Raw genomic sequence first — 25,303 nt, 5'->3', positions numbered from 1 at the left:
AGGATCGTATGCAGCTGGAACAGGAACGTCGCGACGTCTGCCTGACCGCCCGCGCCATCGCCCAGCACCCCGGGACGGCGCCCGGCGAGGCCGGGACCGTCAGTGTCCGCAGCGGCGACCTGGTGGTCGTCACCCCGCACGGGGTGCCCCTGGACCAGATCCAGCCGATCGACTGCCCGGTGATGTCGCTGGACGACCGGATGCTGGAGGGTCGGCGCGACCCCGCCGCCGAGACCACGCTCCACATGGCGGTGCACCGCCACGCCGCCGAACAGGGCCGGGAGGCCCTCGCCGTGGTCAACGCGTTCACCGCGGACACCGTCGCGGTCTCCTCGGTGTTCCCCGAGCTTCCCCCGATCCACCACCGCGCCGCCGGTCTGGGCGGCGCCGTCAGCGTGACCCCGTACATGCCCTACGGCACCGGCGACATCGCCGACCAGGCGGTCAAGGCCCTCAAGGGCCGCGACGCCGCCCTGCTCGCCAACCACGGCGGACTGGCCCTCGGGCGCGGCCTGGAGCAGGCCCTGGCGAACTTCCGGCTGCTCGACTGGCTCTGTGCCGCCTACCTGCGCGCCCGCCAGGTCGGAGAGCCCCGCGTCCTGAGCGAGGACGAGCTCGCCGAGGCCCGCCAGCGCGACACCCACGGCTGGGCGGGCCCCGACCCCTTCCTGTAGGCCACCGGGCGTCGTCGAGCTGCTCGTCGGGCTGGGGAGGGGCGACACGGGTGGCCGGATCCGGCCATGCGTCATCCGGGTACGGATACTCAGGTGTACGGCATGCTCGGACCCGAGAATGGTGCCGACCACCCAGCCCGCACGGCAGGAGGCCCCCATGCGCTGTAGCTACATCCGGCTCCTCGTGAACGACTACGAGGCCTGCTTCCGTTTCTACGCCGACGTCCTCAAGCTCCCCGTCCTGTGGGGCGACGAGGTGAGCCGCTACGCCGAGTTCGACGTGCGCTCCGGGACGCGACTGGCCCTCAACCAGCGCGAGGTGATGGCCGAGGCCCTGGAGACGGACACCGCCGATCCCGCCCTCCCCCACCAGGACCGGCTCGCGGTGATCTTCGAGGTGGACGACGTGGACGAGACGGCCGCCGGACTGGTGGCGAGCGGCGCCCGCCTCGTGATGGAGCCCCGCGACTGGACGGCGTGGGGCATCCGCGCCGCGCACTTCCGCGACCCGGACGGCTACCTGCTGGAGGTCAACAGCCCCCTGGTCCCGCTGGTCTGACTCAGGCCGCGACGTGCTCCGCGAGCAGTCGGTTGACCCGGTCGGCGCGTTCCACACCGAGCAGGTGCGCGGCGCCGGGGACCACCTCGAACCGCGCCTGGGAGATCCCGTCGGCCAGGCGCCGCCCGTGCCCCGGGGGCAGCAGGGGATCGTGCGCGGCGGAGGCGACCAGGGTCGGCACACGCACGCCGGAGACCAGGTTGCGCTGGTCCATGGCGGCCAGGGCGTCGCAGATCGAGGCGTAGGCGTGCGGGTCGACGGAGCCGAAGTCCTCCGTGAACCGGGCCGCCACCTCCGGGCGGTCGTCGGTCAGGTCGGGGGTGAACCAGGGCAGGACCACCTCGGCGGTCACCGCGTCCATGCCGCCCTCGCGGACCTGGGAGGCGATCCGGTCCCAGCGGTGCGTGGGCGGGGTCCGGGACGTTCCGGCCAGGAGCACCAGCCGCTCCAGCGTGCGCGGCGAGTTGGCGGCGATCCACAGCAGGAGGGCGCCGCCAAGGCCGCCGCCGACCGCCGAGACCCGCGTGAACCCCCGGTCCTCCAGGAGTCCGAGGACGTCCAGCGCCAGGTCCTCGACCGTGTAGGGGCCCTCGGGCGCTGGTGAGAAGCCGTGGCCCCGGTGGTTGATCCGCAGCACCTGGCGGTTCCGGGTGAGCTCGGGCATCTGGGGTTCCCAGACCGACATCTTCGTACCGAACGGCGGAACGAGGAGCACGACGGGCGCGTGCCTGGGGCCGTCGAGCCGGTACTGGAGCGGAATCAGGGCCATGGAACCTCCGGGTCGCCAGACCGCCAGGCTATCCGCAGAGCTTTCAAGGAAGCCAGAAAACCCGGTCATGCCCGGTACATGGAGGACAGTGGCTGACCGCCTCGCTCCCTAGGGTCGAGACATCCGAACGGACCGACGTAGGAGTTTCCATGGGCGCGACGAACAACCAGGTCAACGCCGAGCGTGAGTCGCTGCTGACCTTCCTGGCCCAGCAGCGCGCGTTCCTGCTCACCACCCTCCGGGGGTTGGACCAGGAGGAGGCCACCCGGCGCACCACCAGGAGCGAGCTGTGTCTGGCCGGGATCGTCAAGCACGTGACCCAGATGGAGGAGGGGTGGGTCAGGTTCATCGAGGAGGGCCCGCAGGAGGTCGACTACGAGTCCCAGGAGACCCTGGACCATCACGAGAACAGCTTCCGGCTGATCGGTGAGGAGACCCTGGAGGGGACGCTCGCCGCCTACGAGCGGCAGGCCGAGGCGACCGACGCGTACGTCCGCGGCCTGCCGGACCTGGAGGTCAGCCAGAAGCTCCCGGCCGCGCCGTGGTTCCCGGAGGACACGTCCTGGACCGCCCGTGACGTGGTCATCCACCTGATCCGCGAGACCGCGCAGCACTGCGGGCACGCCGACATCATCCGGGAGTCCCTCGACGGCCAGAAGACGATGGGCTGACCGACACCACCCTCGGTAGTGCGCGCGCCACCCTCCGCATGCGGGACGATGGGCCCCGACCCCATCCCGAGCGGCGAGGAGCGCGGAGTGAGCCCGACCTGGATCGACATCGACGACGAGGCCCTGCGGGAGGCCATGCGTTTCTCGGGCGCGCGCACCAGGGACGACGCGGTCAACCTGGCACTGCGCGTGTACGCGGCGCGCCACCGGAGCCGCACGGAGGCCTCGGGGGAGCGCCGCCGGACCGAGCCGGGGAACCCCCGGAGCCAGCGGTCGTGAAACGACGACGGGGACGTTTCCACTGAACAGTGGAAACGTCCCCGTCTACGAGGTGGCGAGGGTCGCCTCCGCATCCCCCCTCAAAGTACGGAGGCAACCCTCGCTCTGGGAAGCGGCCTGCGACTCCTCCCCCCTGGAGTCGCGGCCTGAAGGTCTGCCACGTGGAAGCGATCTTGTCGTTCCGCGTTGATAGAGACACTACCCACCACACCCACGAATAACAACCCTGTGTCACGAGAAACTACTTAAAGTGATCGTCATTCCTGGGCCGTGGCCCGGCCAAGCGGGGTGTGGGCATCGTCAACACGGGGTCATGAGTGGGCGCTCCGAGGGCGGACATAGCCTGGTCGGGTGAGATCTCCGCTCTTCAGCCCACGCTGGCTCGGTCTGCACCTGCTGGCCGTCCTGGTGGTCGCCGTGTGCGTCGCGGGCACCTACTGGCAGGGCACCAGTGCCTTCGAGCCCGACCGCGACGTCATCACCAACCCGGTCGAGGACCTGGCCGACGCCATCCCCGTCTCCGACCTCGGTGAACCCGGCGAGTTCCTGCATCCCAACCTCACGACCAACACGGCGGTCGAGGTGTCCGGGCGCTACGACGCCGAGGCGCAGCTCCTCGTGCCCCGACGCCTGGACGGGGTCGACGGGTACGTGCTGGTCCTCCCCCTCGTCACCGAGGACGGGGCGGCCATGACCGTGAGCCGCGGCTGGACGGAGGACGGCACCGGGCTCCCGGCCGTCCCCGAGGGGGACGTCACCGTCACCGGGTGGCTCCAGCCGCCCCAGGACGCCGCGGAGGGGTTCGTCCCGATGGGCTCCCCCGAGGTCGGGACGGTCGAGCGGATCGCCCCGTCAGTGCTGGTCGGTGAGTGGGACCACCGCCTCTACGCGGCCTACGTCACCCTGCCCGAGAGTGAGCCCGCCGTCGACGGGCTCACACCGGTGCCTCCGCCCGAGCCGCCCACGGAGTTCACGGTCAACTGGCGCAGCCTCAGCTACGCCGTGCAGTGGGCCATGTTCGGGGTCTCCGCCGTGATCTTCTGGATCATCCTCGTGCGCCGTGAACTGGCGGAGGGATCCCGGGAGGATCAGCCCGTGGCGGCGGGTTCCTGAGGCTGGTCGGCGGCGATCTCCTTCGCCTGCTCGGACCGGACCACGCGGTGCTCGACCACGAAGCCCAGGACCGGGACGGTGCCCGCGAGCACGACGCCCAGGGTGCGGCCCGCCCCCCAGCGGCGGTCCAGGGACACCCACAGGACGACCAGCACGTAGGCCATGTAGATGTAGCCGTGCGGCATGACGACGTAGAGCATCAGCGGCGACTCGGGGCCGAACCAGTGCTCCCACCCCTCGGGGGCGCCGACCAGGTGGAACATCGAGTCCTCGCCCACCAGGTACTTCGCGGGCATGGCCAGGAAGGTCAGACCCAACAGGAAGACTCCCGTGATGTACGCGAGCACCCGGTACAACGCGAACGACACACGCCTCTTGTCCACTGCGACTTCACCCATTCAACGACTGCGCCCCGAGGAGGGTCGGGTCCCCTCCATCGAGGCTAAGCGGTGTCCGGCACGGCGGGCCCCTGGGGTGGTCATGCTCGGAGAATCTCACATTTCCGCAGGTCGAAGCGGCTACCCGGGGTCCCGCCGGGAGACCCGGGTGGGGCTGCTCCACCGGCCGTCGGACCTGGCGGTCCAGGCCTTGGGGATCATCCGCAGGGCCAGGTAGGAGTCCACGATCCGGATCGGGAAGAAGAACAGCCCGTAGAACAGGTACGAGGGCCGCCGCCGCACCATGGTCATGACGCAGGTGAGCACGTAGTCCGGCACGAGCAGGCCGATGGCCAGGGCCGTCAGTGGCAGGAACGCCGTGACCGCCGTGAACCCCTCGGAGAGGAACGGCACCCCGGTCAGCGCCTCCCCGGCGAACGTGCCCAGGAGCACGAACAGCGCGATCGCCACGGTCACCAGGAACAGCGCCGAGACCAGCACGACCTCGACGATGTACAGGGCCAGGGCCACCCAGAAGAAACTCGGCCAGACCCTGTGCCGCCGCACCGTCTGCCAGAAGCCGAGGGTCCAACGACCCACCTGCTTGCGGTAGTCCCGGAACGTGAACGGATCCTGGCTGTAGGCCTTGGTGTCCGGCCGCATGGAGACCCGCCCGAGGCGCTTGTGGTGCACCTCGAAGGTCATGTTGAAGTCCTCGATCACCAGCCCCGGGGGGTTGACGGTGATCTCCCTCAGCGCCCGGCTGCGGTACACGCTCGCGAACCCCGGCACGATGAAGGCCACGTTGGTGCGCTTCCAGGTCTGCCCGAAACGCATGAGGTACTGGAGCATGAAGTACAGGCGGTCCCGGTAGGCCGAGATGACCCGTCCGACCAGGCCCCGCTCCGCGGGCTTCCACTCCGAGACGACGAAGCCCGCGACGGCCGCCACCTCCGGGTCCCTGAGCTGCCGTCTGGCACCCTCGACGTACCCCGGGTCGAGCTCCGTGTCCGCGTCCAGGATCAGTACACCGTCGTAGTTCTCGGTCAGCGAGAACTCCTCGATGACCGCCTCGATGGCCCCCGCCTTGCCCCGGTTGGTGAGGAGTTCGAGGACGTTCACGCCGGTCCGCGCCGCGATGTCGGCGGTCGCGTCCCCGGACGAGTCGGAGACGACGTAGACGTCCCAGCGGTCGAACAGGCCCAGGGCGGAGGAGATCGCGGCGCCGATCACCGGCTCCTCGTTGTGGGCCGGGATGATGACGGCGAGGGTGGCGTCCCCGGGGGTCTCCGCCACCAGCGGGCCGCCGCCCGGGGTCACGGTGTCGACCGTTCCCCCCTCGGCGGACCCGGCCGTCTCGCCGCCGGTCAGCGCCTCGGCGTTCCCGGGGCCGCCCGCGCCGACGAGGAGGGGTCGCCGTTCACGGTTCCCGGCGACGCTCGCGCGCCGGCCCTCGGGGCGTCGGCGCAGCGCCGCGCGCGCCCCGTCCTCGGCCAGCCTGAGCAGGCCGACCACGGTCCACAGCAGCAGGTTCAGGCCGAAGGCCATCCACAGGAAGACGTACCCGAGGGCGCCGAGTCCGGCGGCCGCGGCCATGGACGACGCGAAGTCGAACCAGTAGACGAAGAGGGCGACGGCCAGCACCAGGGCGATGAGCCCGGTGAGCAGCCCACCGATGAAACGCACGATACGCACAGCCCTGGGACCCTTCGAATGTCCTCGGTTTCGGACCGACATGAAACCACAAAGTCGGCGTTGGGTTGACGCCTTACGCGGACGACGGGTTCACCCGGGTTCGCGTCCTATGTAGGCCACGCAAATCGTATACATGGGCTTGCGTGAGGTGGTACCCATTAGAAGATATTTGCGACGAGGTGCCCGGGGGTGACCGCCACCCCCGGTTGAGGGGACGCATGGGGTTTCGGTAAATCCCCGTCGTCCGTCCGACGAGCTAAGGAGAACGCCCGGCGTGATCGGCGAGCCACGATCCCCCGCGCCAGATCCCGCGCACGGCGACCCGGGATCCGCCCCCGGAGGGACCGCCCTGACCAGTGACGACGACGCGCGCGTGCGCGTGGCCGTCCACCAGCCGCACTACTGGCCCTGGCTGGGGCTGATCGACAAGATCGACCGTTCCGACCGTTTCATCATGCTTGACACGGTTCAGTTCGAACGTCGGGGTTGGCAGAACCGAAACTACGTCGCGGGGCACGGTGATCCTGTGCTGCTTACCGTGCCCGTCGCCCAAGGGAGCCGCGACGAGCTCATCCGCGACAAGAAAATAGACAAATCACAGAAATGGCGCAGCAAGCACTTCAGAGCACTCTCTGAACACTGTTACCGCAAGGCACCCTTCTGGGCCGATTACCGGGAGGAAATCGCCCGACTCTACGAAACGGAGTGGGACGACCTCGCGGACCTCGCCATCGCCACCACGCGCCTGCTGACACGCGGATTCGGCATCGACACACCCGTCCTGCGCGCGAGCGAGCTCGGGGACTTCCCCGGGCACAAGAGCGAGCTGTTGGCCCAGATCTGCGCCAAGGCGGGAGCGGACACCCTGCTCTCGGGCGACGGCGCGCGGGGCTACCTGGACCCCGCGGTCCTGGGCCGCTACGGAGTCGCCGTCGAGTGGCAGGAGTTCCGCCATCCGGTGTACCGGCAGCACACGCGCGGCCCCTCCGACGACTTCGTGCCGCGCCTGTCGGCGATCGACCTCCTGCTCAACGCCGGACCGGACGCGCTGGGCGTGCTCCGTCAGGCGCGAGCCCGCGACTGACACCGATCAGCGAGCGCGGGCACCGTCCACCCGAGCCAGCGGGCGCGGTGGGCCCGGCGGCCCGGGCGGCGACAGATCGCCCCACTTCGGCAAAGAACGGGAAACCCGCATGACGACGGACTGGTCCCAGGAGCGCCTCCTGGTCTACTCCCCCCACCCCGACGACGAGACCCTCGGCTGCGGCGGCCTGATGCACAAGGCCAAGCGCGCGGGCGCGGAGGTCTTCGTGCAGTTCCTGACGGTCGGCGACACCGCCGACCAGTCACCGAAGGGCTTCTCCACGGCCGAGGAGCGCCACACCGAGATCAAGAAGGTCGCGGAGCACTTCCGCTGGGACGACTGGCACATGGCGCTGCCCGGCGACGAGCACCACCTGCGGCTGGACACGCTCCCCCGGGTGGACCTGACGCGGCTGATCGAGCGGGAGAGCCCGCTCTCGATCGCGCTCCTGCGGCCCACCGTGGTGCTCGTGCCGCACCGCACGAGCTACAACCAGGACCACCAGGCCGTGGCGGAGGCGGTGCACACCGCCCTGCGCCCCTCGAACACCGGTCTGCGCCACCACCCCGCCCTGGTGCTCTCCTACGAGGAGGCCGCCGACCAGTGGCGGTCCGAGCCCGTGGACTCCCCCAACCTCATCGTCGAGCTCTCCGACGCGGACCTGGAGGCCAAGCTCCAGGCCATGGAGCTGTACGGCTCCCAGAGCCACGAGCACCCCCACACGCGTTCGGAACTCACCCTGCGCAGCCTCGCGGTCCTCCGGGGCATGCAGGCCGGGGTGGCCCTGGGAGAGGGCTACCACGTCCTGCGGCACCTGGCCTGACCGGACGCACGGCGCGAACTCACCGCTCCCCCACCCGTCACACGAAACCCACCCCCCGTGAAGTGCGGAACGCCCGCACCACCCGTAGTGGAGGGAAAACCATGAAGGCCGTCATCACCGGTGGAGCCGGGTTCATCGGCTCCCACCTGTGCGACCACCTGGTCGCCCGGGGACACGAGGTCACCGTCCTGGACGACCTCTCGACAGGGTCGCTGTCCAACCTGTCCCAGTTGAAGGGTTCTCCCGCCTTCCGGTTCGTCCAGGGGGACATCCTCGACCGGGACCTGGTGGACCGGCTCGTCTCGGAGGCGGACACCGTGTTCCACCTGGCCGCCGCCGTGGGCGTCTACAACATCGTCGACAACCCGCTCCGCTCGCTGCGGATCAACCTGCACGGCACCGAGAACGTCGTGGAGGCCGCGGTCCGGCACCGCGTCCCGTACATGGTCGCCTCGACCAGCGAGGTCTACGGCAAGAACGACGCGGACGGCATCAGGGAGGACGCCGACCGGATCTACGGCTCGGCCACCAAGAGCCGCTGGTCCTACGCCGCCGCCAAGGGGCTGGACGAGCTGGTCGCCTACGTCCACGGCGCGGAGTCCGGCGTGCCCTGCGTCATCACCCGCTTCTTCAACGTGGTGGGCCCACGGCAGACCGGCAGATACGGGATGGTCGTGCCCCGGTTCGTCGACCAGGCGCTGTCCGGCGAGCCCGTCACCGTCTACGGGACGGGCGACCAGCGCCGCTGCTTCGGTTCGGTGTTCGACGTGGTGCCCGCGATGACCCGGCTGATGGACACCCCCGAGGCCCACAACCAGGCGGTCAACCTGGGCGGGCACGAGGAGGTGTCGATCCGGGGCCTGGCCGACCGGGTCGTGGGCCTGACCGGCTCGGGCAGCGCGGTCACCTACATGGAGTACGAGGAGGCCTACGGCGAGGGCTACGAGGACATGCAGCGCCGGTACCCGGACACCTCGCTGGCCCGGCGGCTGATCGGTTACGAGCCCACGCGCGACCTCGACGCCATCATCGGGTCCATCATCGAGCACCGCCGCTCGGACCGACCGGTCCCGGCACCCGCCCCGGCCTAGGGGCGCGCCAGCGGGACCGCGGTCCCGCGACGGCCGCGACAACCACTGACGGGAGGTCGTCCCCCGGGTGCCCCGCCGCCCGGCCCCTCCCGTCCGTCTCTCCTCCGTGCGGGGACGGGTCCCGACGGAGGTCGCGACGACGCCGACGAGGCCCCGCCCCCGCCTCACGGAGAACAGCGCGACTCCGGCGGCGCGCTCACGGCAGGAGCACGGTCGCCACCACGACCAGGGTCAGGACGAGGACGCCCGCGCTGAGCAGGACCATCGCCCACGGGCGGGCCACACTCAGCGGCGCCCGCCCCGTCCCCGGTTCCCGGAGCCCGTACTCGGTGCGCCGCCACCGCAGCCACAGGTGCAGCCCGAGGCCGGTGCCCAGCAGCAGGGTGAAGGCCATGACGGCCGCCCGGAGCGCGGGCGCCACCTCCGGGACGACGCCGGAGGCGGGGTCGAGCGGCCCCCGCAGGTAGACCAGGCCCACCACGGCGAGCAGGATGAGCGCCCGCTGCCAGGACAGCAGGGTGCGTTCGGGCTGGAGGCCGGGGTCCCGACGGACCTCCCGGGGTCTCACAGCAGGTTCCCCAGCAGGACCAGGAGGCACACCGCCGCCACGGCGAACGTGGTGACCAGCGGGAGCAGGCTCATCGGGAGGGGTTCGCCCCGGCTCATCACCCGCTGCACGCGGTACCAGCGCAGCGGCGCGTACACGGTGACGATCCCGGCGAGGACGGCCAGCAGCAGTCCCACCAGGGTGCGCGGCGCCTCGTCCCAGCCCAGGGGCAGCAGGTGGAGGACGGCGACCGCACCCGCGAGCAACGCCAACGCGGTCCGGATCCACGCCAGGAAGGTACGTTCGTTGGCGAGGGTGAAGCGGTAGTCCACGCCCTGTTCGTCCCCCGGCGCCTCGGAGCTCATCGGTCCCCCCGGTTTTCGGCGTTCGACCCACAACGGAAGCTCTGGTCACGACAATGAACCCGTGCCCCGCAGGCCGACACTAACCGTGTTCGCCCTTTCCTCCCAAACAGGTCGACAACACGCGTTGTGTCGGAAACCACCGGTCGGCGGCGCGTGCGCGCACCGCCTCCGAGGCATGTGGAACAAACGAGTGGGCACGACCGCTGTAGCACCCAAGAGGATGGCAGTTGGCCACAGGTCGACACCAACAACGAACGAAGAGCAGGAGACCACGTGTCCACCGTCGAACTCACCAAAGACAACTTCGCGGAAACGCTGAAGGACAACAGCTTCGTCCTGATCGACTTCTGGGCTGACTGGTGCGGTCCCTGCCGCCAGTTCGCCCCCGTGTTCGACAAGTCCTCGGAGAAGCACACGGACATCGTGCACGCCAAGGTCGACACCGAGGCCCAGCGGGAGCTCGCCTTCGAGTTCAAGATCCAGTCGATCCCCACGCTGATGATCGTGCGCGACCAGACGGTCATCTACAACGAGCCGGGTGCCCTCCCCTCCGAGGCCCTGGAGAGCCTGATCACCCAGGCCCGGGAGCTGGACATGAACGAGGTCAAGCAGAAGATCTCCGAGCAGGGCGAGGGCTCCGCCCAGTAGCGGACCCTCCCAGCGTCGACCGCCCCGACGACCGTGCCACGACCGGCACGGGCGTCGGGGCGTTCGTGTGCGGGGGCGGTCCGGGGCCCGTGACCGCTCCGACCGGGGAGGACACCCGAACGTCACCGGGGGCTTCCTACTCCACCGCCCACGTTCATCTTGGCCACGGGGTTCGTTCACCCTGGCTTCACGCGGACATATTTGCATGGGAATCGACCGCACTCCGCGGGTTTCATCCCCTCACGCACACCGAGCTCCGTCCGAACCGGAAGTGGCCCCATGTCTGTCAGCAACACCGCGACCCCGCGAGGCACCGAGTCCGGCCGCGGCATCGCCCCCGACACCGTCCGGTACAACCGCGAGGTCCCCGGCCTGGGCGACCCCGTCTTCGACATCAGCGACCTGTCGATCCACTACGGGTCCAACAAGGCCGTGCGCGACGTGGACATGAAGGTGGGCCCGCGCCAGATCACCGCGATGATCGGCCCCTCCGGCTGCGGCAAGAGCACGGTCCTGCGCACGCTCAACCGGATGAACGACCTCATCCCGGGCGCGCGGGTCGAGGGCCGGGTGACCTACCACGGTGAGGACCTGTACGCCTCCGACGTGGACCCGATCGAGGTACGCCGCCGGATCGGGATGGTCTTCCAGAAGCCCAACCCGTTCCCCAAGTCCATCTACGACAACGTCGCCTACGGCCCCCGGATCAACGGGACGCGCGGCAACATGGACGACCTGGTCGAGGAGACCCTCACCAAGGCCGCCCTGTGGGACGAGGTCAAGGACAAGCTCAAGGAGAGCGCCTTCGCCCTCTCCGGCGGTCAGCAGCAGCGCCTGTGCATCGCCCGCACCATCGCGGTGAACCCCGAGGTCATCCTCATGGACGAGCCCTGCTCGGCGCTCGACCCGATCGCCACCCTCAAGATCGAGGACCTCATGTACGAGCTGGCGGCCGAGTACACGATCGTCATCGTCACCCACAACATGCAGCAGGCGGCGCGCGTCTCGGACCGCACGGCCTTCTTCACCGCCAGCGTGGACGACGCGGGCGACCGCTACGGCAGCCTCGTGGAGTACGACGAGACCGCGACGATCTTCAGCAAGCCCTCCGACCAGCGCACCGAGGACTACATCTCGGGCCGCTTCGGGTAGACCGGCCGGTCGAGCTCCACCCGCCCCCGTAGCTCTCGACGAACTGGACCCGCCCATGCCCGCGCTCACCCGCTCCGCACCGGTCCCCCCGCCCACCGGCGCGCCGGACGACGAGACGACGCGGCGCACGGAGGGTCCGTTGAGAGTCCTGCTGGTGGAGCCCGAGTCCGAGCAGTCGCACCAGCTGGTGCTCTCGCTGAGCGGACACGACGTGGACATCACGGTGTGCGTGGACGGCGCCGAGGCCCTGCTCCGGGTGGGGATGGTGCGGCCGGACACCCTGCTGACCAACGCGGCCCCGCCCGAGGTGGACCTGGAGACGCTGGTGCGGGTGACGCGCCGGGCCATGGACATCCCGATCCTGATCGGGGTGGGCGCGGGCGACTCGCAGCGGGCGATGCGGGCCCTCTCGGCGGGGGCCACCGCCTGTGTGAACCGCCCCTACCGCATCCCCGAGCTCGCGGCGCTGCTGCGCGGTTCGCTTCCGGGGAGCGAGACCGCCCCGTCATCCGCCCCCGGCGGACCGGTGGCACTGCGCTCGGGCGACCTGGAGCTGGACGCGCTGGGGCACCGGCTGTTCGTGGACGGCCAGCCGGTCAATCTGGCGCTGCGGGAGTTCGGGATCATGGACTTCCTGCTCCGGCACAGCGGCCGGGTGGTCAGCAGGGAGGAGCTGTGGACCGAGGTCTGGCGCAAGCCGCTCCCGCCGGTGAACAACACGATCGCCGTGCACATCCGGCGCCTGCGTCACAAGCTGGGTGACTCGGAGGCCCAGCCCCGGTTCATCCACACGGTCCGGGGCATCGGCTACCGGCTGGACACGACGAGCGCCAGGTAGGCGGACAAAGGAGATCGCGCACTTTTTCGAGGCCTCTCCGGCCGGCGCCGGAGTGGCCCGACGTTCATGTGCGCGTCACCTTTTACCGAAGCCCACGAAACGGTGACGTCCGAAGAATGCGAAGTTGTCTCCCCCTGCATCACCGACACCGACAGCACTCTCGGAAACGATCCCATCACAGCAGGTCAGAGCGGACACGAGCGGACCTCCGAGGAACGCCCGCACGACCGCGCACACCCCCGCACACAGCGCCCGTTATCAAACAGTAACCCCCATTCACCTGGCATTCACTGTTCTTCTACCCAACCGCCTCTATTTCGATGACACCGCGACTTTCTACGCGCCTAGTGTCGTTTCACGTCAGCCCCGACAGCGGTCATTCAACGAGGAGAACCACGACATGCGCAACGGGCGTTCCAAGCTCGCCGTCCTGGCGGCCATCCCCCTGCTCGCCACGGCGTGCGGCAGCGGCTCCGACGGCGCGGACGACTCCGCCTCCGGCGGGGACCTCAGCGCCTCGCTGACCGGTGCCGGGGCCAGCTTCCCCGACCCGCTCTTCCAGGACTGGATGCACACCTACAGCCAGGAGGTGCAGCCCGGCGTCAGCATCAACTACCAGAGCGTGGGCTCCGGCGCCGGCATCGAGCAGTTCCTGGAGCAGACGGTCAACTTCGGCTCCTCCGAGCGCTACCTGACCGACGAGGACCTGGCCACCGCCGCCGACGGCCGCGGCTGCGAGGCCCTCCAGTTCCCGGTCGTGTTCGGCTCGGTCGTCATCGCCTTCGACAACCCCGACCTCGACGGTCTGGTCCTGGACGCCGAGACCATCGCCGGCATCTACTCCGGCGACATCACCTCGTACACCGACCCGGCCATCGCGGACCTCAACCCGGACATGGACCTGCCGGACGACGAGATCATCCCGGTCCACCGTTCGGACAGCTCCGGCACCACCGAGGTCTTCACCCACTACCTCTCCACCGAGGTGGACTCGTGGGCCGACGAGTACGGCTCGGGCGGCGAGATCGACTGGGCCCCCGGCCTGGTCGGCGGCCAGGGCAACGACGGTGTCGCCCAGGGCATCAGCCAGAACCCGGGCGGCGTGGGCTACGTGAACCAGGCCTTCGCGCAGGAGGCCGGCCTGGCCTCCGCCCACGTCATCAACGCGGACGGCGAGCCCATCGCGCCGACCCTGGAGTCCACCACGGCCGCCTCGGAGGAGGCGGAGATCCCCGAGGACTTCCGGTTCAGCATCGACGGCATCGGCGGCGCGGGCTACCCGATCGCCGGTACCAACTGGATCTTCACCTACACCTGCGGCTACGAGCAGGCCGAGGCCGACGCGATCATCGACTTCTGGACCTGGGCCCTGACCGACGAGGGCGCCAACGAGATCGTCGCGGAGCTGGGCTACGCCCCGCTGGGTGACGAGCTCAAGGAGCGCGTGCTCGCCGAGATCGAGCGCACCAACTCCGAGAACGAGGGCGGCGGCGACACCGAGGCCAACGCCGACGCGAACGCCGAGGACGACTCCCAGGAGTAGCCCTCACCGGGGCCGGGGCCGGAGCGCCCCGGCCCCGCCCCTCTGCCCCCACCGGGGCGCCACCGCATCTCCCACTCCCACGAAAGCCATCAAGAGGAGAAGCACCATGTCCACTGAGGCCCCAGAGGCCCCGGCCCCGGAGGATCCCCGGCGGGGCACGACGCTGAGGTCGAGCAAGGGGAGGATGGCCGACCCCCTCTTCAAGTGGGCCGTCGCGTCCTGCGGCACCATCGTCCTGGTCATCCTGGCCCTGATGGTCCTGCGCACCACCACCGAGGCCTGGCCCGTCTTCGCGAAGGAGGGCTTCTTCGGCTTCCTCACGGGGGAGCAGTGGCAGTCGGGCAACTCGCGGTCCGAGATCACCGGCACCTACGGCGCCTGGCCGTTCATCTACGGCACCCTGGTGACCGCGACCATCGCCATCGTCATCGCGCTCCCGCTGGCGATCATGGTGTCCTTCTACCTCACCCACATGGCGCCGCGTCGGATCGCCAAGCCGCTCTCCTACACGGTGGAGCTGCTCGCCGCGGTCCCCAGCGTCATCTTCGGCCTGTGGGGCCTGCACTGGTTCCTGCCGAACGTGCTGCGGCCGTTCTTCGAGTTCCTGGAGGGCGTCCTCGGCTGGTTCTTCCTCTTCGAGGGCCCGATCCGCGGGGTGGGCTACCTGTCCGCCGGGATCGTGCTGGCCATCATGATTCTGCCGATCATGACCGCCATCATCCGCGAGGTCATCGCGGTGCACCCGGTCGAGCAGCGGATGGCGGCGTACGCGCTGGGCTCCACCCGCTGGGAGGTCCTGCGCAACGTGGTCCTGCCCGCCAGCTTCTCCGGGATCGTGGCCGCCGCCATGCTCGGCCTGGGCCGCGCGCTGGGCGAGACCATCGCCGTTCTCATGCTGATCGGCGGATCCCAGTCCTGGGGCGCGAGCCTGTTCGGGACGGGCAGCAGCATGGCCTCGCACATCGCCGCGACCTTCGGCGAGGCCACCCCCGAGTCCAGGACCGCCCTGATGGCCATCGGTGTGGCCCTGTTCCTGGTCACGATGATCGTCAACATCCTCGCCCGCGTCATCGTCTGGCGTCTGGGACGCATGACGGGAGACGCCGCCGTATGAGCACCCTGACCTCGACACCCCCCAGCAGGCACGCCCCCCTGAGCCAGCGCCCCCCGGGCTCCTCCTTCCGGCGCTTCAAGGACCGGAGCGCCACCGTCGTCCTGACCGCCGCCATGGTCGTCGCGATGATCCCGCTGGTCCTCATCGTCTTCGAGGTGACCCGTCGCGGCATCGGCGTGGTCAACCTGGACTTCGTCACGCAGGTCGAGCCCCCGCCCCGGCGCGAGGGCGGCGGCTACGCGGCCGGGTTCTTCGGAACGCTGTACATCATGGCGCTGGCCGTCCTGATGTCGATCCCGTTCGGCATCGCCACAGCCGTGTACATCGTGGAGTACGGGCCCAACCGCCTGACCTCGGCGATCCGCTTCTTCACCGACGTGATGACCGGCATCCCCTCGATCTTCGTGGGCCTGTTCGTGTACGGCCTGCTGGTGATCGGCTGGGGCGGCATGGGCTTCGGCACCTTCGTGGGCGCGGTGGCCATCGCGGTGATGATGCTGCCCATCGTGACCCGGTCCTCGGAGGAGATGCTGCGGCTGGTCCCCAACGAGATGCGCAACGCCAGCTACGGCCTGGGCGCGCGCAAGTGGCAGACGATCGTGCACACGGTGCTGCCCGCCGCCGCGCCGGGTCTGACCACCGGTTCGATGCTGGCGATCGCGCGCGGCATCGGTGAGACGGCGCCGCTGCTGCTCACCGCCTTCGGCACGGGCCTGGTCGTGACGACCTTCCAGGGCGACCCGCAGGGCGCGGTCCCGATGCAGCTGTACCGGGGCGCCACGCAGCCCTTCGAGGCCGGGATCGACCGGGCCTGGGGCGCCGCACTGTGCCTGTTCGTCCTGGTCCTGGCCTTCACCGTGGTCGCCCGCTGGGTCGGCTCGAAGGCCTCCACGAACGCACACTGATCCCCGGAACGACCCCTGGGAGGGGCCGTGTCCCGCCCGGTGGGCGGGCGCGGCCCCTCGCGCGTGTTCCGGGTCGGGGACCTGCCGGTGGCCCCGCGCGGCGTCCGTCGGTAGCCTGGCGCGAGCCCTTTCCCCAGCAGGAACCGGAGAGCCCCCGATGGCCGACACCACCGAGTACGCCGCCACCTTCACCCTCGTGGACACCGACAACGACGGCCTCATCTCCGCCCAGGAGCTGGCCGCTCTGATGCGCAACCTCGGTGACCAGACCACCGACGAGCAGGCCGCCGAGGTCGTGCGCGCGATGGACGGAGACGGGGACCAGCGGATCTCCCTGGAGGAGTTCGCCCGTTACATGTCCCGCAACCAGGGCTGACCTCGCCTCAGAGGGGGTCGGAGGCCAGGTAGACCATGTCCGGGACGCCCCGGGCCACCACCACCTCCACGGCCTCCACCGTGGCGAAGCGACCCCGCAGCAGGGCCTCGAAGCTGTCCACGGCGTTGGCGCTCCAGAACGAGAGCACCCCGCCGGGGGTGAGCAGCCGGGTCAGCTGTTCGAGCCCGGCCGCCTCGTACAGGCGGTTGTTGTTCTCGACCACGGTCCAGTCCGGTCCGTTGTCGGTGTCCAGGCAGATGACGTCGAAGCGGCCGGGCTGGTCGGCGGCGGAGGCCTCCGCGATCCAGGCGACGATGTCGGCGTTGTGGATACGGCAGCGGGGGTCGCGGTGGACGTACTCGGCGGCCTCACCGAGCTCGTCCTCGTGCCAGGCGATCACCTGCGGTTCGAGCTCCACCACGTCCACTCGGGAGACGCGGGGGTTGTCGAGCGCCTCGCGGGCGGAGAAGCCCACGCCCAGCCCGCCGACCAGCACACGGGCGTGCGAACGGCCCGGGGGAAGCGCGGCCAGGCTGGCGCGCACCATCTCCCGCTCCGACGTGCCGTCGCGGGTGTCCATGAGGAAGAGTCCGTTGGAGTAGATCTCGTAGTGCGCGCCCACCCGGCGCAGCACCAGGTCACCGCCGGTCTCACCCGTCACTCTGGCCAGGGTGACGGAGTCAGCCTCGACTTCGGGGTCTCGCGTTGGCTGGTTCATGACCCACATTGTGCCCGTTCCCCGCGCGTCGGGCCGGTGGAATCCGGTTCGGCGGGCCGGTGGGGGCCTCCGCCTGACTCACGAGTAGTTTGGGTTCCGGCGCGTCACGTGAGGAGTGTGTATGTCCATGGGTGAACGCCTGGAGAAGCTGCGCGGAGCGGCCCCGCTCGCTCTGGGAGCGATGTTCGTGAGTTCGGGGGTGCTGCACTTCGCGGCCCCACGGCCGTTCGAGGCGATCATGCCGCGTCGGCTGCCCGCGCACCGCGCGTTCGTGTACGGCAGCGGCGTGGCCGAGCTGGTCTGCGGCGCCGGACTGCTGACTCGCCGGAGGTGGGCCGGACCGGCCAGCGCGGCGCTGCTGCTGGCCGTGTGGCCCGCCAACGTCCGGATGGCGCTCGACTCCGGTTCCGGACGCCTGCCCTCCGTGGCGGACAACCGGGCCGTCGCCTGGGGCCGCGTCCCGCTCCAGGTGCCCCTGATCTGGGCCGCCCTCCAGTCCCGCCCCAGGCAGGAGAAGCCCGGGGCCTGAGCGCCGACGGGAGGGTCAGACTCCCGGTGACGGGTCCTCGGATGTTCCATGCCCCCGGTGGGCCGCCATCGCCTCGGCCGCCCGTCGCCGGGGAACCGCCGTCTCGTAGACCGCGTACGCCGCCAGGAGGAGGGCTGGCACCCCCGCGAGTGTCCCGAGGTCGGGATCGGTGGCGAAGGCGGCGCCGACCAGGGACAGGGCCAGCATCGCGACGGTCAGGGAACCGATCCCGCGCGGCTGCCAGGGGTTGAACGTGTACCAGTGGCGTTCCCACGCCAGCAGGTAGACGACCCGGCCCAGCTCCGGATCGCTCACTCGTTCGCCCGCACGGATCGCGCGGGCCGCCCTTCGGCGGCGCTCGGAGAAGAACGGCGCCATGCCGAGCAGGCGTTCGCGGTGGGCCTGCCCCCGGGCGTAACCGCTCTCGGGGGCGACCCGCGTGCGTACGGCGAACGTCACCAGGGCGGTGGTCGCCACGACGAGGACCCAGGGGGCCCAGGCGGGAAGGAAGCTCGGATCGGGGTTCAACCGAGGACCTGCTCTCCGTGGGGGACGAGAGGGGTTGATCCCCCGACGGACACGGTCGAACCCTCGTCCCGGGTCCGGGACCGGCCCCCCACGGGCGGAGGCGTCCGACCGCCTCGCCCCTAGTGCGTGACGGCCTCCGGGCGGGTGAGTCGGTGGGTCAGGGCCGCCGGTACGGCGCACACCCATCCCAGGCAGACCGCCCACAGCAGGCCCGTCAGGGCTCCGGCGAGGGCGTAGGAGAACAGGGCCGCCGGGCCCGCGCCCACGGCCAGGACGGCGGCGGACGCGCGCAGGGCGTTGGCCAGTGCCAGCCCCAGGGCCACTCCGGACCAGGCGGACAACAGGGTCCGCCAGGCGTTCGCCCCGGGGCGGGCCCGGCGTGCCCGGTGGACCCGCCGGGCGGTGACGGCGGCCAGGACCGCGACGGCGAGGAGTTCGGTCGCCAGGTGCCAGCCCGGCTGGCCCGCGAGGGTGGTGAGGCTGAGCCTCGGGAAGGCGAAGGGGACGCCCAGTGACGTGGGCAGCGTCAGCCAGGCGGCGCGGGACCCCAGCCAGGTGAGGAAGGCGGCGTTCCCGAAGAGCAGGCAGGGGACGAGGGTCGCGGCCCCGGCGACGCCGGGGACGAGGAGGGGGCGGGGGGCCGGGGGGCTGTTGCGAATAACATTCACCTTTTGCATGATAGTGACCCAGGTCTCATCGCACACCTCCCGGAGTCACCCTCCCCCCAGGAGCGAGATTGCACCGCAGGCTCGTCACCGCCGCCCTGGCCGCGCTCGTGCTGGCAGCCGGTGGCCTCACCGCCGCCGCCACCGCGCACGAACCGGGGCCCACCCGGTACCTCACCGACGACCAGGGCAGGGCGCTCTTCCTCCACGGCCTGAACACGTCGGGGTCGGCCAAGGGCGACCCGGACCGGCTGCCGTGGATCACGGAGGACGACGTCCAGGCCGAGTACGACGCCATGGGCACCAACTTCGTCCGCTTCCTCATCCAGTGGCAGGCGCTGGAACCCGAGGAGGGCGTCTACGACGAGGAGTACCTGGACGCCGTCGCCGAGCGCGTGGAGTGGTACGCCGACCGCGGGTACCACGTGCTGCTCGACATGCACCAGGACCTGTACGGCCGCCACACCAGCCCCGAGGAGCACTCCGGCAACGGCGCCCCCGAGTGGGCCACCCACGACGACGGGCTGCGGGTGGAGAGCCGGGAGATGTGGGAGCTGGTCTACCTGGAGCCCGGGGTCGTGCGCTCCTTCGACCACTTCTGGGGCACCACCGGGGAGCACCCGGGACTGATGGACGCCTACGCCGACGCCTGGGGCCACGTGGCCGAGCGCTTCTCCGGCCACCCGGCGGTGATCGGCTACGACCTCATGAACGAACCCTTCGGCGGCAGCCTCCAGGGCGCCGACTTCGAGGCCGGGCCCCTCGCGGAGCTCTACCGCCGGTCCGTCGCGCGCGTCCGGGAGGTCGACCAGGACACGTGGATCTTCGTGGAGGGCCAGGCCGTGGGCGTGAACTGGGGCCTGCCCTCGTTCCTGCCCCGGATCGAGGACCCCCGCGAGGGCGAGCCGAGGATCGTCTACGCCCCGCACATGTACGCCCTGCCCATGGACCTGGGCCAGCCCTACGCGGGCGGGGCCCGGGAGCGGATCGACGCCAGCGTGGACCTGTGGTCCCGCAACGTCCGGGTGGTGGGCGAACGCCTGGAGGCACCGATCGTGCTGGGCGAGTTCGGCCTGGACATGTCCGGCGCGGGCGCTCCGGAGTTCGTCGGCCGGATGCTGGAGGAGACCGAGGCGATGGCGGCCGGGCGCGCCTACTGGTCCAACGACCACGACGGGTGGGGTCCCTGGGAGGACCGGGCCGAGGGTGACGAACTCACCCCCGGCCCCTTGGCCCACGTCATGAACCGGGCCTACCCGCGCGCGGTCGCGGGCCAGCCCCGGGAACTGCGGCACGACGACGCCACCGGGGCCCTGACGGTGCGCTACGCCGGGAACGGGGCGTCGGGGTCCACCGAGCTGTACCTGCCCGAGGACGTCTTCGGCGCCGGGTACGAGCTGACCGTGGACACCCCGGCCGGGGACGACGGCTGGACGTCGCGCTGGGACGACACCCGGCGGGTCCTGCACGTCACCGTCCCGGACGCCGCCGACGGCGACGAGACCCTGCTGACCGTCGCCCCCGGCTGAGCGGGGTCGCGCTCAGAGGCGGCAGGCGTAGATGTCGGTGACCAGGATGGCGCGGGCGCCGAGCTGCCAGAGGTCGTCCATGATCCGCTGGGCCTCCTTGCGCGGCACCATCGAACGGACCGCGACCCAGCCCTCACGGTGCAGCGGGGAGACCGTCGGTCCCTCCATGCCCGGGGTGAGGGCGACCGCCGCCTCCAGGTTCTCGGCGTGCACGTCGTAGTCCATCATCACGTAGTCGCGGGCCACGAGGACGCCGCGCAGACGGCGCAGCAGCTGGTCGATCTGCCGGTCCTCGGGGGCGTCCGTGGGCCGGATGACGACGGCCTCGGAGACCAGGATCGGGTCGCCGAAGGTCTCCATCCCCGCGTTGCGCAGCGTGGTGCCGGTGGAGACGACGTCGGCCACCGCGTCGGCCACCCCGAGCTGCACGGAGCTCTCCACGGCGCCGTCCAGGTGGATGACGCGCGCGTCGATGCCGCGCTCCTCCAGGTAGGCGCGGAGCAGGCCGTCGAAGGAGGTGGCGACGCGCTTGCCGTCGAGGTCGGAGACCTTCATCGTGCCGCCGCCGGGCGCCGCGAAGCGGAAGGTGGAGCCGCCGAAGCCCAGCGGCAGGACCTCGTCCACCGGGGCGCCGGAGTCCAGCAGCATGTCGCGGCCGGTGATCCCCGCCTGGAGGATCCCCTCTCCGACGTAGACGGCGATGTCCTTGGGGCGCAGGAAGAAGAACTCGGTGTTGTTGTCGGGGTCGACCAGCACGAGGTCGCGGCTGCTCTTGCGCTGCCGGTACCCGGCCTCGCCCAGCATCTGGACGGCGGGTTCGGACAGCTGGCCCTTGTTGGGCACGGCGATGCGGAGCATGTCGGGCATGACGGGTTCCTTGTCAGTTCTGGCGTGGTTCGGGGACGTCCGGTGGGCCGGTCCGCGCACGCGCCCGGTGAGGGGCGCGGGGTTCCGGCCTACAGATGCTTGTAGACGTCCTCGAGGCGCAGGCCACGGGCCAGCATCAGAACCTGGAGGTGGTAGAGGAGCTGCGAGATCTCTTCGGCGGCCTCGTCGTCCGACTGGTACTCGGCGGCCATCCAGACCTCAGCGGCCTCCTCGACGACCTTCTTGCCGATGGCATGGACGCCGGCGTCGAGTTGGGCGACGGTCCCGGACCCCTCGGGGCGGGAGCGTGCCTTCTCTGACAGCTCGGCGAACAGCTCTTCGAAGGTCTTCATGGTCTCTTTCCTCGACCGGCAGTGCGGTACCAGGGTAGGCGCAACCGACGGCCCGTGACCAACCGGGGACCGAATGTCTCAGAATGTGGGAGACCCAGGTCAGGCCATCCGGCGGGCGACGGCGCGAACGAGGGGGCGGGGCAGGAGACGCAGGATGCCGTCCGCGGCCTTGTACTGGGCCCCGGGGATGACCGCCGGGCGCCCGGCGGACCAGGCGGCCAGGGAGTCGCGGACGATGTGTTCCTTGGGGACGAAGGCGAAGGCGGGCATCCCCTGTTCCTGGACGCCCCGGGTCATGTCGGTGCGCACGAAGCCGGGCAGGACCACGGTCACCTGGACGCCGTGCCTGCGCACCTCGGCGGCGACGCTCTCGCTCCACAGGGTCACGAACTTCTTGCCCGCGCCGTACACCGATCCGCCCGGGTTGGCGGGGATCTCCCCGGCCATCGAGGCCACGTTCACCACGCCCAGCGGTTCCGTGTACCCGTGCGCGCGGCGGGCGATCTGCACCGGCAGGACCGCGCGGGCCAGGTGGAGGACGGCACGGACGTTGAGGTCGATCATGGCGTCGATCTCGGCGGGGTCCTGGTCCGTGAAGGTCCCCCCGTCGCCGCGCCCGGCGTTGTTGACCAGCAGGTCCACCGGCGCGAGCTCACCGGTGCCGTCCTCGGTGAGGCGGGCGGCGACGGCGGCGACGCCCTCGGAGGTGCCGAGGTCGGCGGGCAGGACCTCGACGGAGGTTCCGTACCGCTCCCGGACCTGCTCCGCGAGCTCGTCCAGGAGGTCGTGGCGGCGCGCGGCCACGACGAGGGCGTAGCCGCGCTGGGCGAGGCGCCGGGCGTACTCCTCCCCGATCCCGCCGGAGGCCCCGGTGACCAGTGCGGTCCGGGGGTGGGAGGGTCCGGGGGTCGTGGCGGCGTCGCTCATGCCCTCAGGGTAGGCCGTGGCGCCGTGCCCGGTCGGCTCAGGCGCCCCCGGTTCCCGTTCCGGTGGTGGTGATGGCCACGCGGTGTTTCCGGGACAAACGGCCGCGCGGTCTCCCCTGGGACACACCGACGCGTTAGCGTTCAGTCATGTCCGAGACCCAGAGCCCCACCGGACCCCTGGCCGCCCTCAGGCTGGAGGAACGTCTGCGTGACACCAGACTCTTCTTCAGCCAGGCGTTGCGCACCTTCCATGCGACGGGTTCCATCGTGCCCAGCAGCAGCGCCCTGGCCCACGCCATGGCCGAGCACATCCGCCACCGACCCGATCCCGACGAGCCGTTGCGCATCCTGGAGGCGGGTGCCGGAACCGGCGCCATCAGCCGCGGGATCGCGGCGGCCATGCGTCCGGGTGACACCGTGGACTTCGTGGAGGCCAACCCGGAGTTCGCCGCCTACGTGGAGCACCTGCTGGAGACCGATCCGGTGATGTCACCGATCGCGGACAGCGCGGAGGTGCACGCCTGTCTCGTGGACGAGATGGGCACCGACCGCACCTACGACGTGATCGTCTCCGGCCTGCCGTTCGCCAACTTCACCGCCGACACCGTGCGCGGCATCCTCGACTACTACTTCACCGTGCTCCGCCCCGGCGGGACGCTCTCCTTCTACGGGTACCTGTACACGAAGGAGGTCAAGGCGGTGATCGCCCGCCGCGAGGACTACCTCCGCCAGGCGCGGACCAGCTGGGTGGTGCAGGACTGGCTGGACCGTTACGGAATCGGCTCGGAGAAGGTGTTCGCCAACATCCCGCCCGCGTGGGTCCACCACCTCCGCAAGCCGGAATGGGAGTCGTCGAGCTCCTGACCGGCGCTTCGGCGCACCCCCGATCACTCCCCGTCCTCCGCGCACCCCGTCCACCGGCCGTGGACCCCGTTCCACGGCCCGGGGGCGGGGTTCGACGTGTCCGACCCCCCTCACCTATGCGTGATCTGCATCACTCCCTTCACGTGCACGCGCACGTGTAGGTCGCAGGTAGTCTCGCGTTGACTTCTGAGGCACCTGATCTTTTACAGAACAGCACGGATGACCGTTTTATCCGTTTGAATGCCAAATGTTCTTTAGGTCTACTCAAAGGCCCGCGAAGTTCATCCCGCGCCATGCCCACCTGGTCTACGTTCTCCCTACGAGACCCGGGTGATCCGGACACATGCGCGCGGAGTCCTACATCTCACCTATTTCCCAGGTCGGTAATGGACCAGTGGAGGAGGCAACGTGACGCTCACCCAGGTGGTCAGAGCGACTCCGGCGGTCCCGCAGGGACCAACCGACACGACCCTGGAGACCATGCCCCTCGACGTCCGGCAGCGCGTCTCCGCGTTGGCCCGCACCTCACGCCTGCTCGTGGCCTGCGACTACGACGGCGCCCTGGCCCCGGTCGACTCCACCCACCGGGGCCCGCTCCCCGAGGCCGTCCGCGCCCTGCGCGACCTCGCGGACCTGCCCGGCACCGTGTGCGCGGTGATCTCCGCGCGCCCCCTGCGTGACCTGGCCGCCCTCTCCCGGCTGCCCGCCGAGGTCCGCCTCGTGGGCGCCTACGGCACCGAGTTCGACACCGACCTCACCATCGACCCCGGACACCCCGGCACCGGCCCCGACGCGCCGCCCGCCGACAAGTCCGCCGCCCTCGAACTCCTCCGCGAGCAGGTCGAGGCCACCGCGATCCTCTACATCGGCGGCGGCGAGGGCGAGGAGTCGGTGTTCGTGAACCTGCACGCCGGGGCCGACGCGGGCGTGCGGGTCGGTGAGGAGACCACCGAGGCCGCGCACAGCGTCCCGGACACCCCCACCGCCGCGTCCCTGCTCTCCCTCCTGGCCACCGAGCGCCGCTCCTGGGTGTTCGGGGAGCGCCCCACGCCCATCGAGCGCATGTCGATGCTGTCCAACCAGGCGTCCGTCGCCCTGGTCGGCCCGGACGCGCGTCTGCTCTGGTTCTGCCACCCCGAGCCGGACTCCCACGCCCTGTTCGCGGAGGTCCTGGGCGGCCGCCAGGCGGGCGTCTTCGCGATCTCGCCCGCCCACGGCGGGCTCCCCCTCGGCCAGCGCTACCTGCCGGGCACGATGACCGTGCGCACCCGCTGGTCCCGCCTGGAGGTCACCGACTACCTCGCCCACGACACCGAGCCCGGCCGCACCGACCTCGTCCGCGTGATCGGCGGCGTCACCCCCGCCACCGTCGAGTTCGCCCCGCGCCCCGACTTCGGCCGCGCGCCCATCCGCATCACCGTCGAGCCCGAGGGCCTGCGCGTGCAGGGCGCCGACTTCCCCATGGTCCTGCGCTCCCCCGGCGTGGAGTGGCGCGTGGACCACGACGGCACCGACGACGTCGCCCGCGCCACCGTCCACCCGAGGTCGGAACGGCCCGTGGTGCTGGAACTGCGCTGCGGCACCGACTCCCTCGCCGCCGAGGAGCGCACCGAGGCGGAGCGCCAGGAGCAGGCGGCCCTCCACTGGTCCTCGTGGGTGCGGGACCTGGACCTTCCGCGCACGGAGAACGTCCTCGCCGCC

Annotated in this window: 30 protein-coding genes; 19 read left to right on the top strand and 11 right to left on the bottom strand. The window is 70.7% G+C overall.

Annotation, left to right across the window (positions count from 1 at the left end; genetic code table 11):
- Positions 1–8 precede the first annotated feature (8 nt).
- Together ACRWK8_RS03615 and ACRWK8_RS03610 are read left to right on the top strand one after the other, a co-directional pair.
- Complete coding sequence (locus ACRWK8_RS03615) at positions 9–674, top strand: class II aldolase/adducin family protein (RefSeq protein WP_378747321.1); 666 nt, start codon at positions 9–11, stop codon at positions 672–674.
- 157 nt (positions 675–831) lie between these two features.
- The gene (locus ACRWK8_RS03610) at positions 832–1,233 is read left to right on the top strand and encodes a VOC family protein (RefSeq protein ID WP_378747325.1); all 402 of its coding nucleotides are present in this window, start codon (positions 832–834) and stop codon (positions 1,231–1,233) included.
- 1 nt (position 1,234) lies between these two features.
- On the opposite strand, the gene ACRWK8_RS03605 is transcribed toward ACRWK8_RS03610, so the two are convergent.
- The gene (locus ACRWK8_RS03605) at positions 1,235–2,002 is read right to left on the bottom strand and encodes an alpha/beta fold hydrolase (protein ID WP_431868306.1); all 768 of its coding nucleotides are present in this window, start codon (positions 2,000–2,002) and stop codon (positions 1,235–1,237) included.
- A 149-nt stretch (positions 2,003–2,151) separates the two neighbouring features.
- Here ACRWK8_RS03605 and ACRWK8_RS03600 point away from each other — a divergent pair, with 149 nt between their 5' ends.
- The 3 genes from ACRWK8_RS03600 (at position 2,152) to ACRWK8_RS03590 (ending at position 4,065) form a co-directional block, all read left to right on the top strand.
- A complete protein-coding gene (locus tag ACRWK8_RS03600) occupies positions 2,152–2,673 on the top strand; it encodes a DinB family protein (RefSeq protein WP_378747335.1) in 522 nt (173 codons plus the stop codon).
- Positions 2,674–2,760: 87 nt separating this feature from the next.
- Positions 2,761–2,952 (top strand): type II toxin-antitoxin system VapB family antitoxin, encoded by a 192-nt coding sequence (locus tag ACRWK8_RS03595; protein WP_378747339.1) that lies wholly within the window; start codon positions 2,761–2,763, stop codon positions 2,950–2,952.
- A gap of 351 nt (positions 2,953–3,303) precedes the next feature.
- Positions 3,304–4,065 (top strand): SURF1 family protein, encoded by a 762-nt coding sequence (locus ACRWK8_RS03590; protein WP_431868304.1) that lies wholly within the window; start codon positions 3,304–3,306, stop codon positions 4,063–4,065.
- Here ACRWK8_RS03590 and ACRWK8_RS03585 read toward each other — a convergent pair.
- Both ACRWK8_RS03585 and ACRWK8_RS03580 read right to left on the bottom strand, forming a co-directional pair.
- Positions 4,041–4,463 (bottom strand): DUF3817 domain-containing protein, encoded by a 423-nt coding sequence (locus ACRWK8_RS03585; RefSeq protein ID WP_378747346.1) that lies wholly within the window; start codon positions 4,461–4,463, stop codon positions 4,041–4,043. The two genes, ACRWK8_RS03590 and ACRWK8_RS03585, sit on opposite strands and share 25 nt — an antisense overlap.
- Positions 4,464–4,583: 120 nt before the next feature.
- Positions 4,584–6,137, bottom strand: a complete 1,554-nt coding sequence (locus ACRWK8_RS03580) for a glycosyltransferase family 2 protein (protein ID WP_431868301.1) — start codon at positions 6,135–6,137, stop codon at positions 4,584–4,586.
- Between the two features lie 349 nt (positions 6,138–6,486).
- Here ACRWK8_RS03580 and ACRWK8_RS03575 point away from each other — a divergent pair, with 349 nt between their 5' ends.
- The 3 genes from ACRWK8_RS03575 (at position 6,487) to ACRWK8_RS03565 (ending at position 9,135) form a co-directional block, all read left to right on the top strand.
- Positions 6,487–7,221 (top strand): WbqC family protein, encoded by a 735-nt coding sequence (locus ACRWK8_RS03575; protein ID WP_378747478.1) that lies wholly within the window; start codon positions 6,487–6,489, stop codon positions 7,219–7,221.
- Positions 7,222–7,330: 109 nt separating this feature from the next.
- Positions 7,331–8,044 (top strand): PIG-L deacetylase family protein, encoded by a 714-nt coding sequence (locus ACRWK8_RS03570; protein WP_378747360.1) that lies wholly within the window; start codon positions 7,331–7,333, stop codon positions 8,042–8,044.
- 101 nt (positions 8,045–8,145) lie between these two features.
- Positions 8,146–9,135, top strand: coding sequence for an NAD-dependent epimerase/dehydratase family protein (locus ACRWK8_RS03565; RefSeq protein ID WP_378747370.1), 990 nt, complete (start codon positions 8,146–8,148; stop codon positions 9,133–9,135).
- Positions 9,136–9,331: 196 nt separating this feature from the next.
- Here the strand turns inward: ACRWK8_RS03565 and ACRWK8_RS03560 are convergent, their stop codons facing one another.
- Positions 9,332–9,703 carry a DUF202 domain-containing protein gene (locus ACRWK8_RS03560; protein WP_378747375.1) on the bottom strand — a complete coding sequence of 124 codons (372 nt, stop codon included), beginning with the start codon at positions 9,701–9,703 and terminating at the stop codon, positions 9,332–9,334.
- Positions 9,700–10,047, bottom strand: coding sequence for a YidH family protein (locus ACRWK8_RS03555; RefSeq protein WP_378747380.1), 348 nt, complete (start codon positions 10,045–10,047; stop codon positions 9,700–9,702). Before ACRWK8_RS03555 ends, ACRWK8_RS03560 begins: the two co-directional genes overlap by 4 nt.
- A gap of 273 nt (positions 10,048–10,320) precedes the next feature.
- Here ACRWK8_RS03555 and trxA point away from each other — a divergent pair, with 273 nt between their 5' ends.
- From trxA to ACRWK8_RS03520, 7 genes are all read left to right on the top strand, one after another.
- Positions 10,321–10,695 (top strand): thioredoxin, encoded by a 375-nt coding sequence (gene trxA, locus ACRWK8_RS03550; protein ID WP_378747387.1) that lies wholly within the window; start codon positions 10,321–10,323, stop codon positions 10,693–10,695.
- A 279-nt stretch (positions 10,696–10,974) separates the two neighbouring features.
- Positions 10,975–11,847 (top strand): phosphate ABC transporter ATP-binding protein PstB, encoded by an 873-nt coding sequence (pstB, locus tag ACRWK8_RS03545; RefSeq protein WP_378747393.1) that lies wholly within the window; start codon positions 10,975–10,977, stop codon positions 11,845–11,847.
- Between the two features lie 55 nt (positions 11,848–11,902).
- Complete coding sequence (locus ACRWK8_RS03540; protein ID WP_431868297.1) at positions 11,903–12,685, top strand: response regulator transcription factor; 783 nt, start codon at positions 11,903–11,905, stop codon at positions 12,683–12,685.
- Positions 12,686–13,085: 400 nt separating this feature from the next.
- On the top strand, positions 13,086–14,228 hold the full coding sequence (pstS, locus tag ACRWK8_RS03535) for a phosphate ABC transporter substrate-binding protein PstS (protein ID WP_431868295.1): 1,143 nt from the start codon (positions 13,086–13,088) through the stop codon (positions 14,226–14,228).
- A gap of 106 nt (positions 14,229–14,334) precedes the next feature.
- Complete coding sequence (pstC, locus tag ACRWK8_RS03530; protein ID WP_378747421.1) at positions 14,335–15,342, top strand: phosphate ABC transporter permease subunit PstC; 1,008 nt, start codon at positions 14,335–14,337, stop codon at positions 15,340–15,342.
- Positions 15,339–16,247 (top strand): phosphate ABC transporter permease PstA, encoded by a 909-nt coding sequence (pstA, locus tag ACRWK8_RS03525; RefSeq protein WP_378747426.1) that lies wholly within the window; start codon positions 15,339–15,341, stop codon positions 16,245–16,247. The genes pstC and pstA overlap by 4 nt, the downstream gene beginning before the upstream one ends.
- Before the next feature lie 157 nt (positions 16,248–16,404).
- Positions 16,405–16,623, top strand: coding sequence for an EF-hand domain-containing protein (locus ACRWK8_RS03520; protein ID WP_378747430.1), 219 nt, complete (start codon positions 16,405–16,407; stop codon positions 16,621–16,623).
- A 7-nt stretch (positions 16,624–16,630) separates the two neighbouring features.
- Here ACRWK8_RS03520 and ACRWK8_RS03515 read toward each other — a convergent pair whose 3' ends face one another.
- The gene (locus tag ACRWK8_RS03515; RefSeq protein WP_488186444.1) at positions 16,631–17,341 is read right to left on the bottom strand and encodes a spermine/spermidine synthase domain-containing protein; all 711 of its coding nucleotides are present in this window, start codon (positions 17,339–17,341) and stop codon (positions 16,631–16,633) included.
- Positions 17,342–17,462: 121 nt separating this feature from the next.
- Here ACRWK8_RS03515 and ACRWK8_RS03510 point away from each other — a divergent pair, with 121 nt between their 5' ends.
- Positions 17,463–17,870, top strand: a complete 408-nt coding sequence (locus tag ACRWK8_RS03510; RefSeq protein WP_431868291.1) for a DoxX family protein — start codon at positions 17,463–17,465, stop codon at positions 17,868–17,870.
- Between the two features lie 15 nt (positions 17,871–17,885).
- Here the strand turns inward: ACRWK8_RS03510 and ACRWK8_RS03505 are convergent, their stop codons facing one another.
- Positions 17,886–18,398 carry a hypothetical protein gene (locus tag ACRWK8_RS03505; RefSeq protein ID WP_378747442.1) on the bottom strand — a complete coding sequence of 171 codons (513 nt, stop codon included), beginning with the start codon at positions 18,396–18,398 and terminating at the stop codon, positions 17,886–17,888.
- Between the two features lie 119 nt (positions 18,399–18,517).
- Entirely contained in the window at positions 18,518–19,075 is a 558-nt protein-coding gene (locus ACRWK8_RS03500) for a hypothetical protein (RefSeq protein WP_431868289.1), read from the bottom strand.
- 59 nt (positions 19,076–19,134) lie between these two features.
- Between ACRWK8_RS03500 and ACRWK8_RS03495 the strand changes: the two genes are divergently transcribed.
- Positions 19,135–20,592, top strand: coding sequence for a cellulase family glycosylhydrolase (locus ACRWK8_RS03495; protein ID WP_378747451.1), 1,458 nt, complete (start codon positions 19,135–19,137; stop codon positions 20,590–20,592).
- A 12-nt stretch (positions 20,593–20,604) separates the two neighbouring features.
- Here ACRWK8_RS03495 and hisG read toward each other — a convergent pair whose 3' ends face one another.
- The 3 genes from hisG to ACRWK8_RS03480 form a co-directional block, all read right to left on the bottom strand.
- Positions 20,605–21,459 (bottom strand): ATP phosphoribosyltransferase, encoded by an 855-nt coding sequence (hisG, locus tag ACRWK8_RS03490; RefSeq protein ID WP_378747458.1) that lies wholly within the window; start codon positions 21,457–21,459, stop codon positions 20,605–20,607.
- A gap of 89 nt (positions 21,460–21,548) precedes the next feature.
- Positions 21,549–21,812, bottom strand: coding sequence for a phosphoribosyl-ATP diphosphatase (locus ACRWK8_RS03485; RefSeq protein ID WP_211715077.1), 264 nt, complete (start codon positions 21,810–21,812; stop codon positions 21,549–21,551).
- Positions 21,813–21,911: 99 nt separating this feature from the next.
- On the bottom strand, positions 21,912–22,739 hold the full coding sequence (locus tag ACRWK8_RS03480) for an SDR family NAD(P)-dependent oxidoreductase (RefSeq protein WP_378747468.1): 828 nt from the start codon (positions 22,737–22,739) through the stop codon (positions 21,912–21,914).
- A 146-nt stretch (positions 22,740–22,885) separates the two neighbouring features.
- Between ACRWK8_RS03480 and ACRWK8_RS03475 the strand changes: the two genes are divergently transcribed.
- Both ACRWK8_RS03475 and ACRWK8_RS03470 read left to right on the top strand, forming a co-directional pair.
- On the top strand, positions 22,886–23,602 hold the full coding sequence (locus ACRWK8_RS03475) for a class I SAM-dependent methyltransferase (RefSeq protein ID WP_378747471.1): 717 nt from the start codon (positions 22,886–22,888) through the stop codon (positions 23,600–23,602).
- Between the two features lie 408 nt (positions 23,603–24,010).
- The coding region (locus tag ACRWK8_RS03470) for a trehalase-like domain-containing protein (protein ID WP_431868285.1) at positions 24,011–25,303 on the top strand (1,293 nt) is incomplete at its 3' end.

The sequence above is a fragment of the Nocardiopsis eucommiae genome (assembly GCF_965344335.1).
GTDB classification, from domain to species: domain Bacteria; phylum Actinomycetota; class Actinomycetes; order Streptosporangiales; family Streptosporangiaceae; genus Nocardiopsis; species Nocardiopsis eucommiae.
This window is presented reverse-complemented; position numbering and strand designations above follow the sequence as displayed.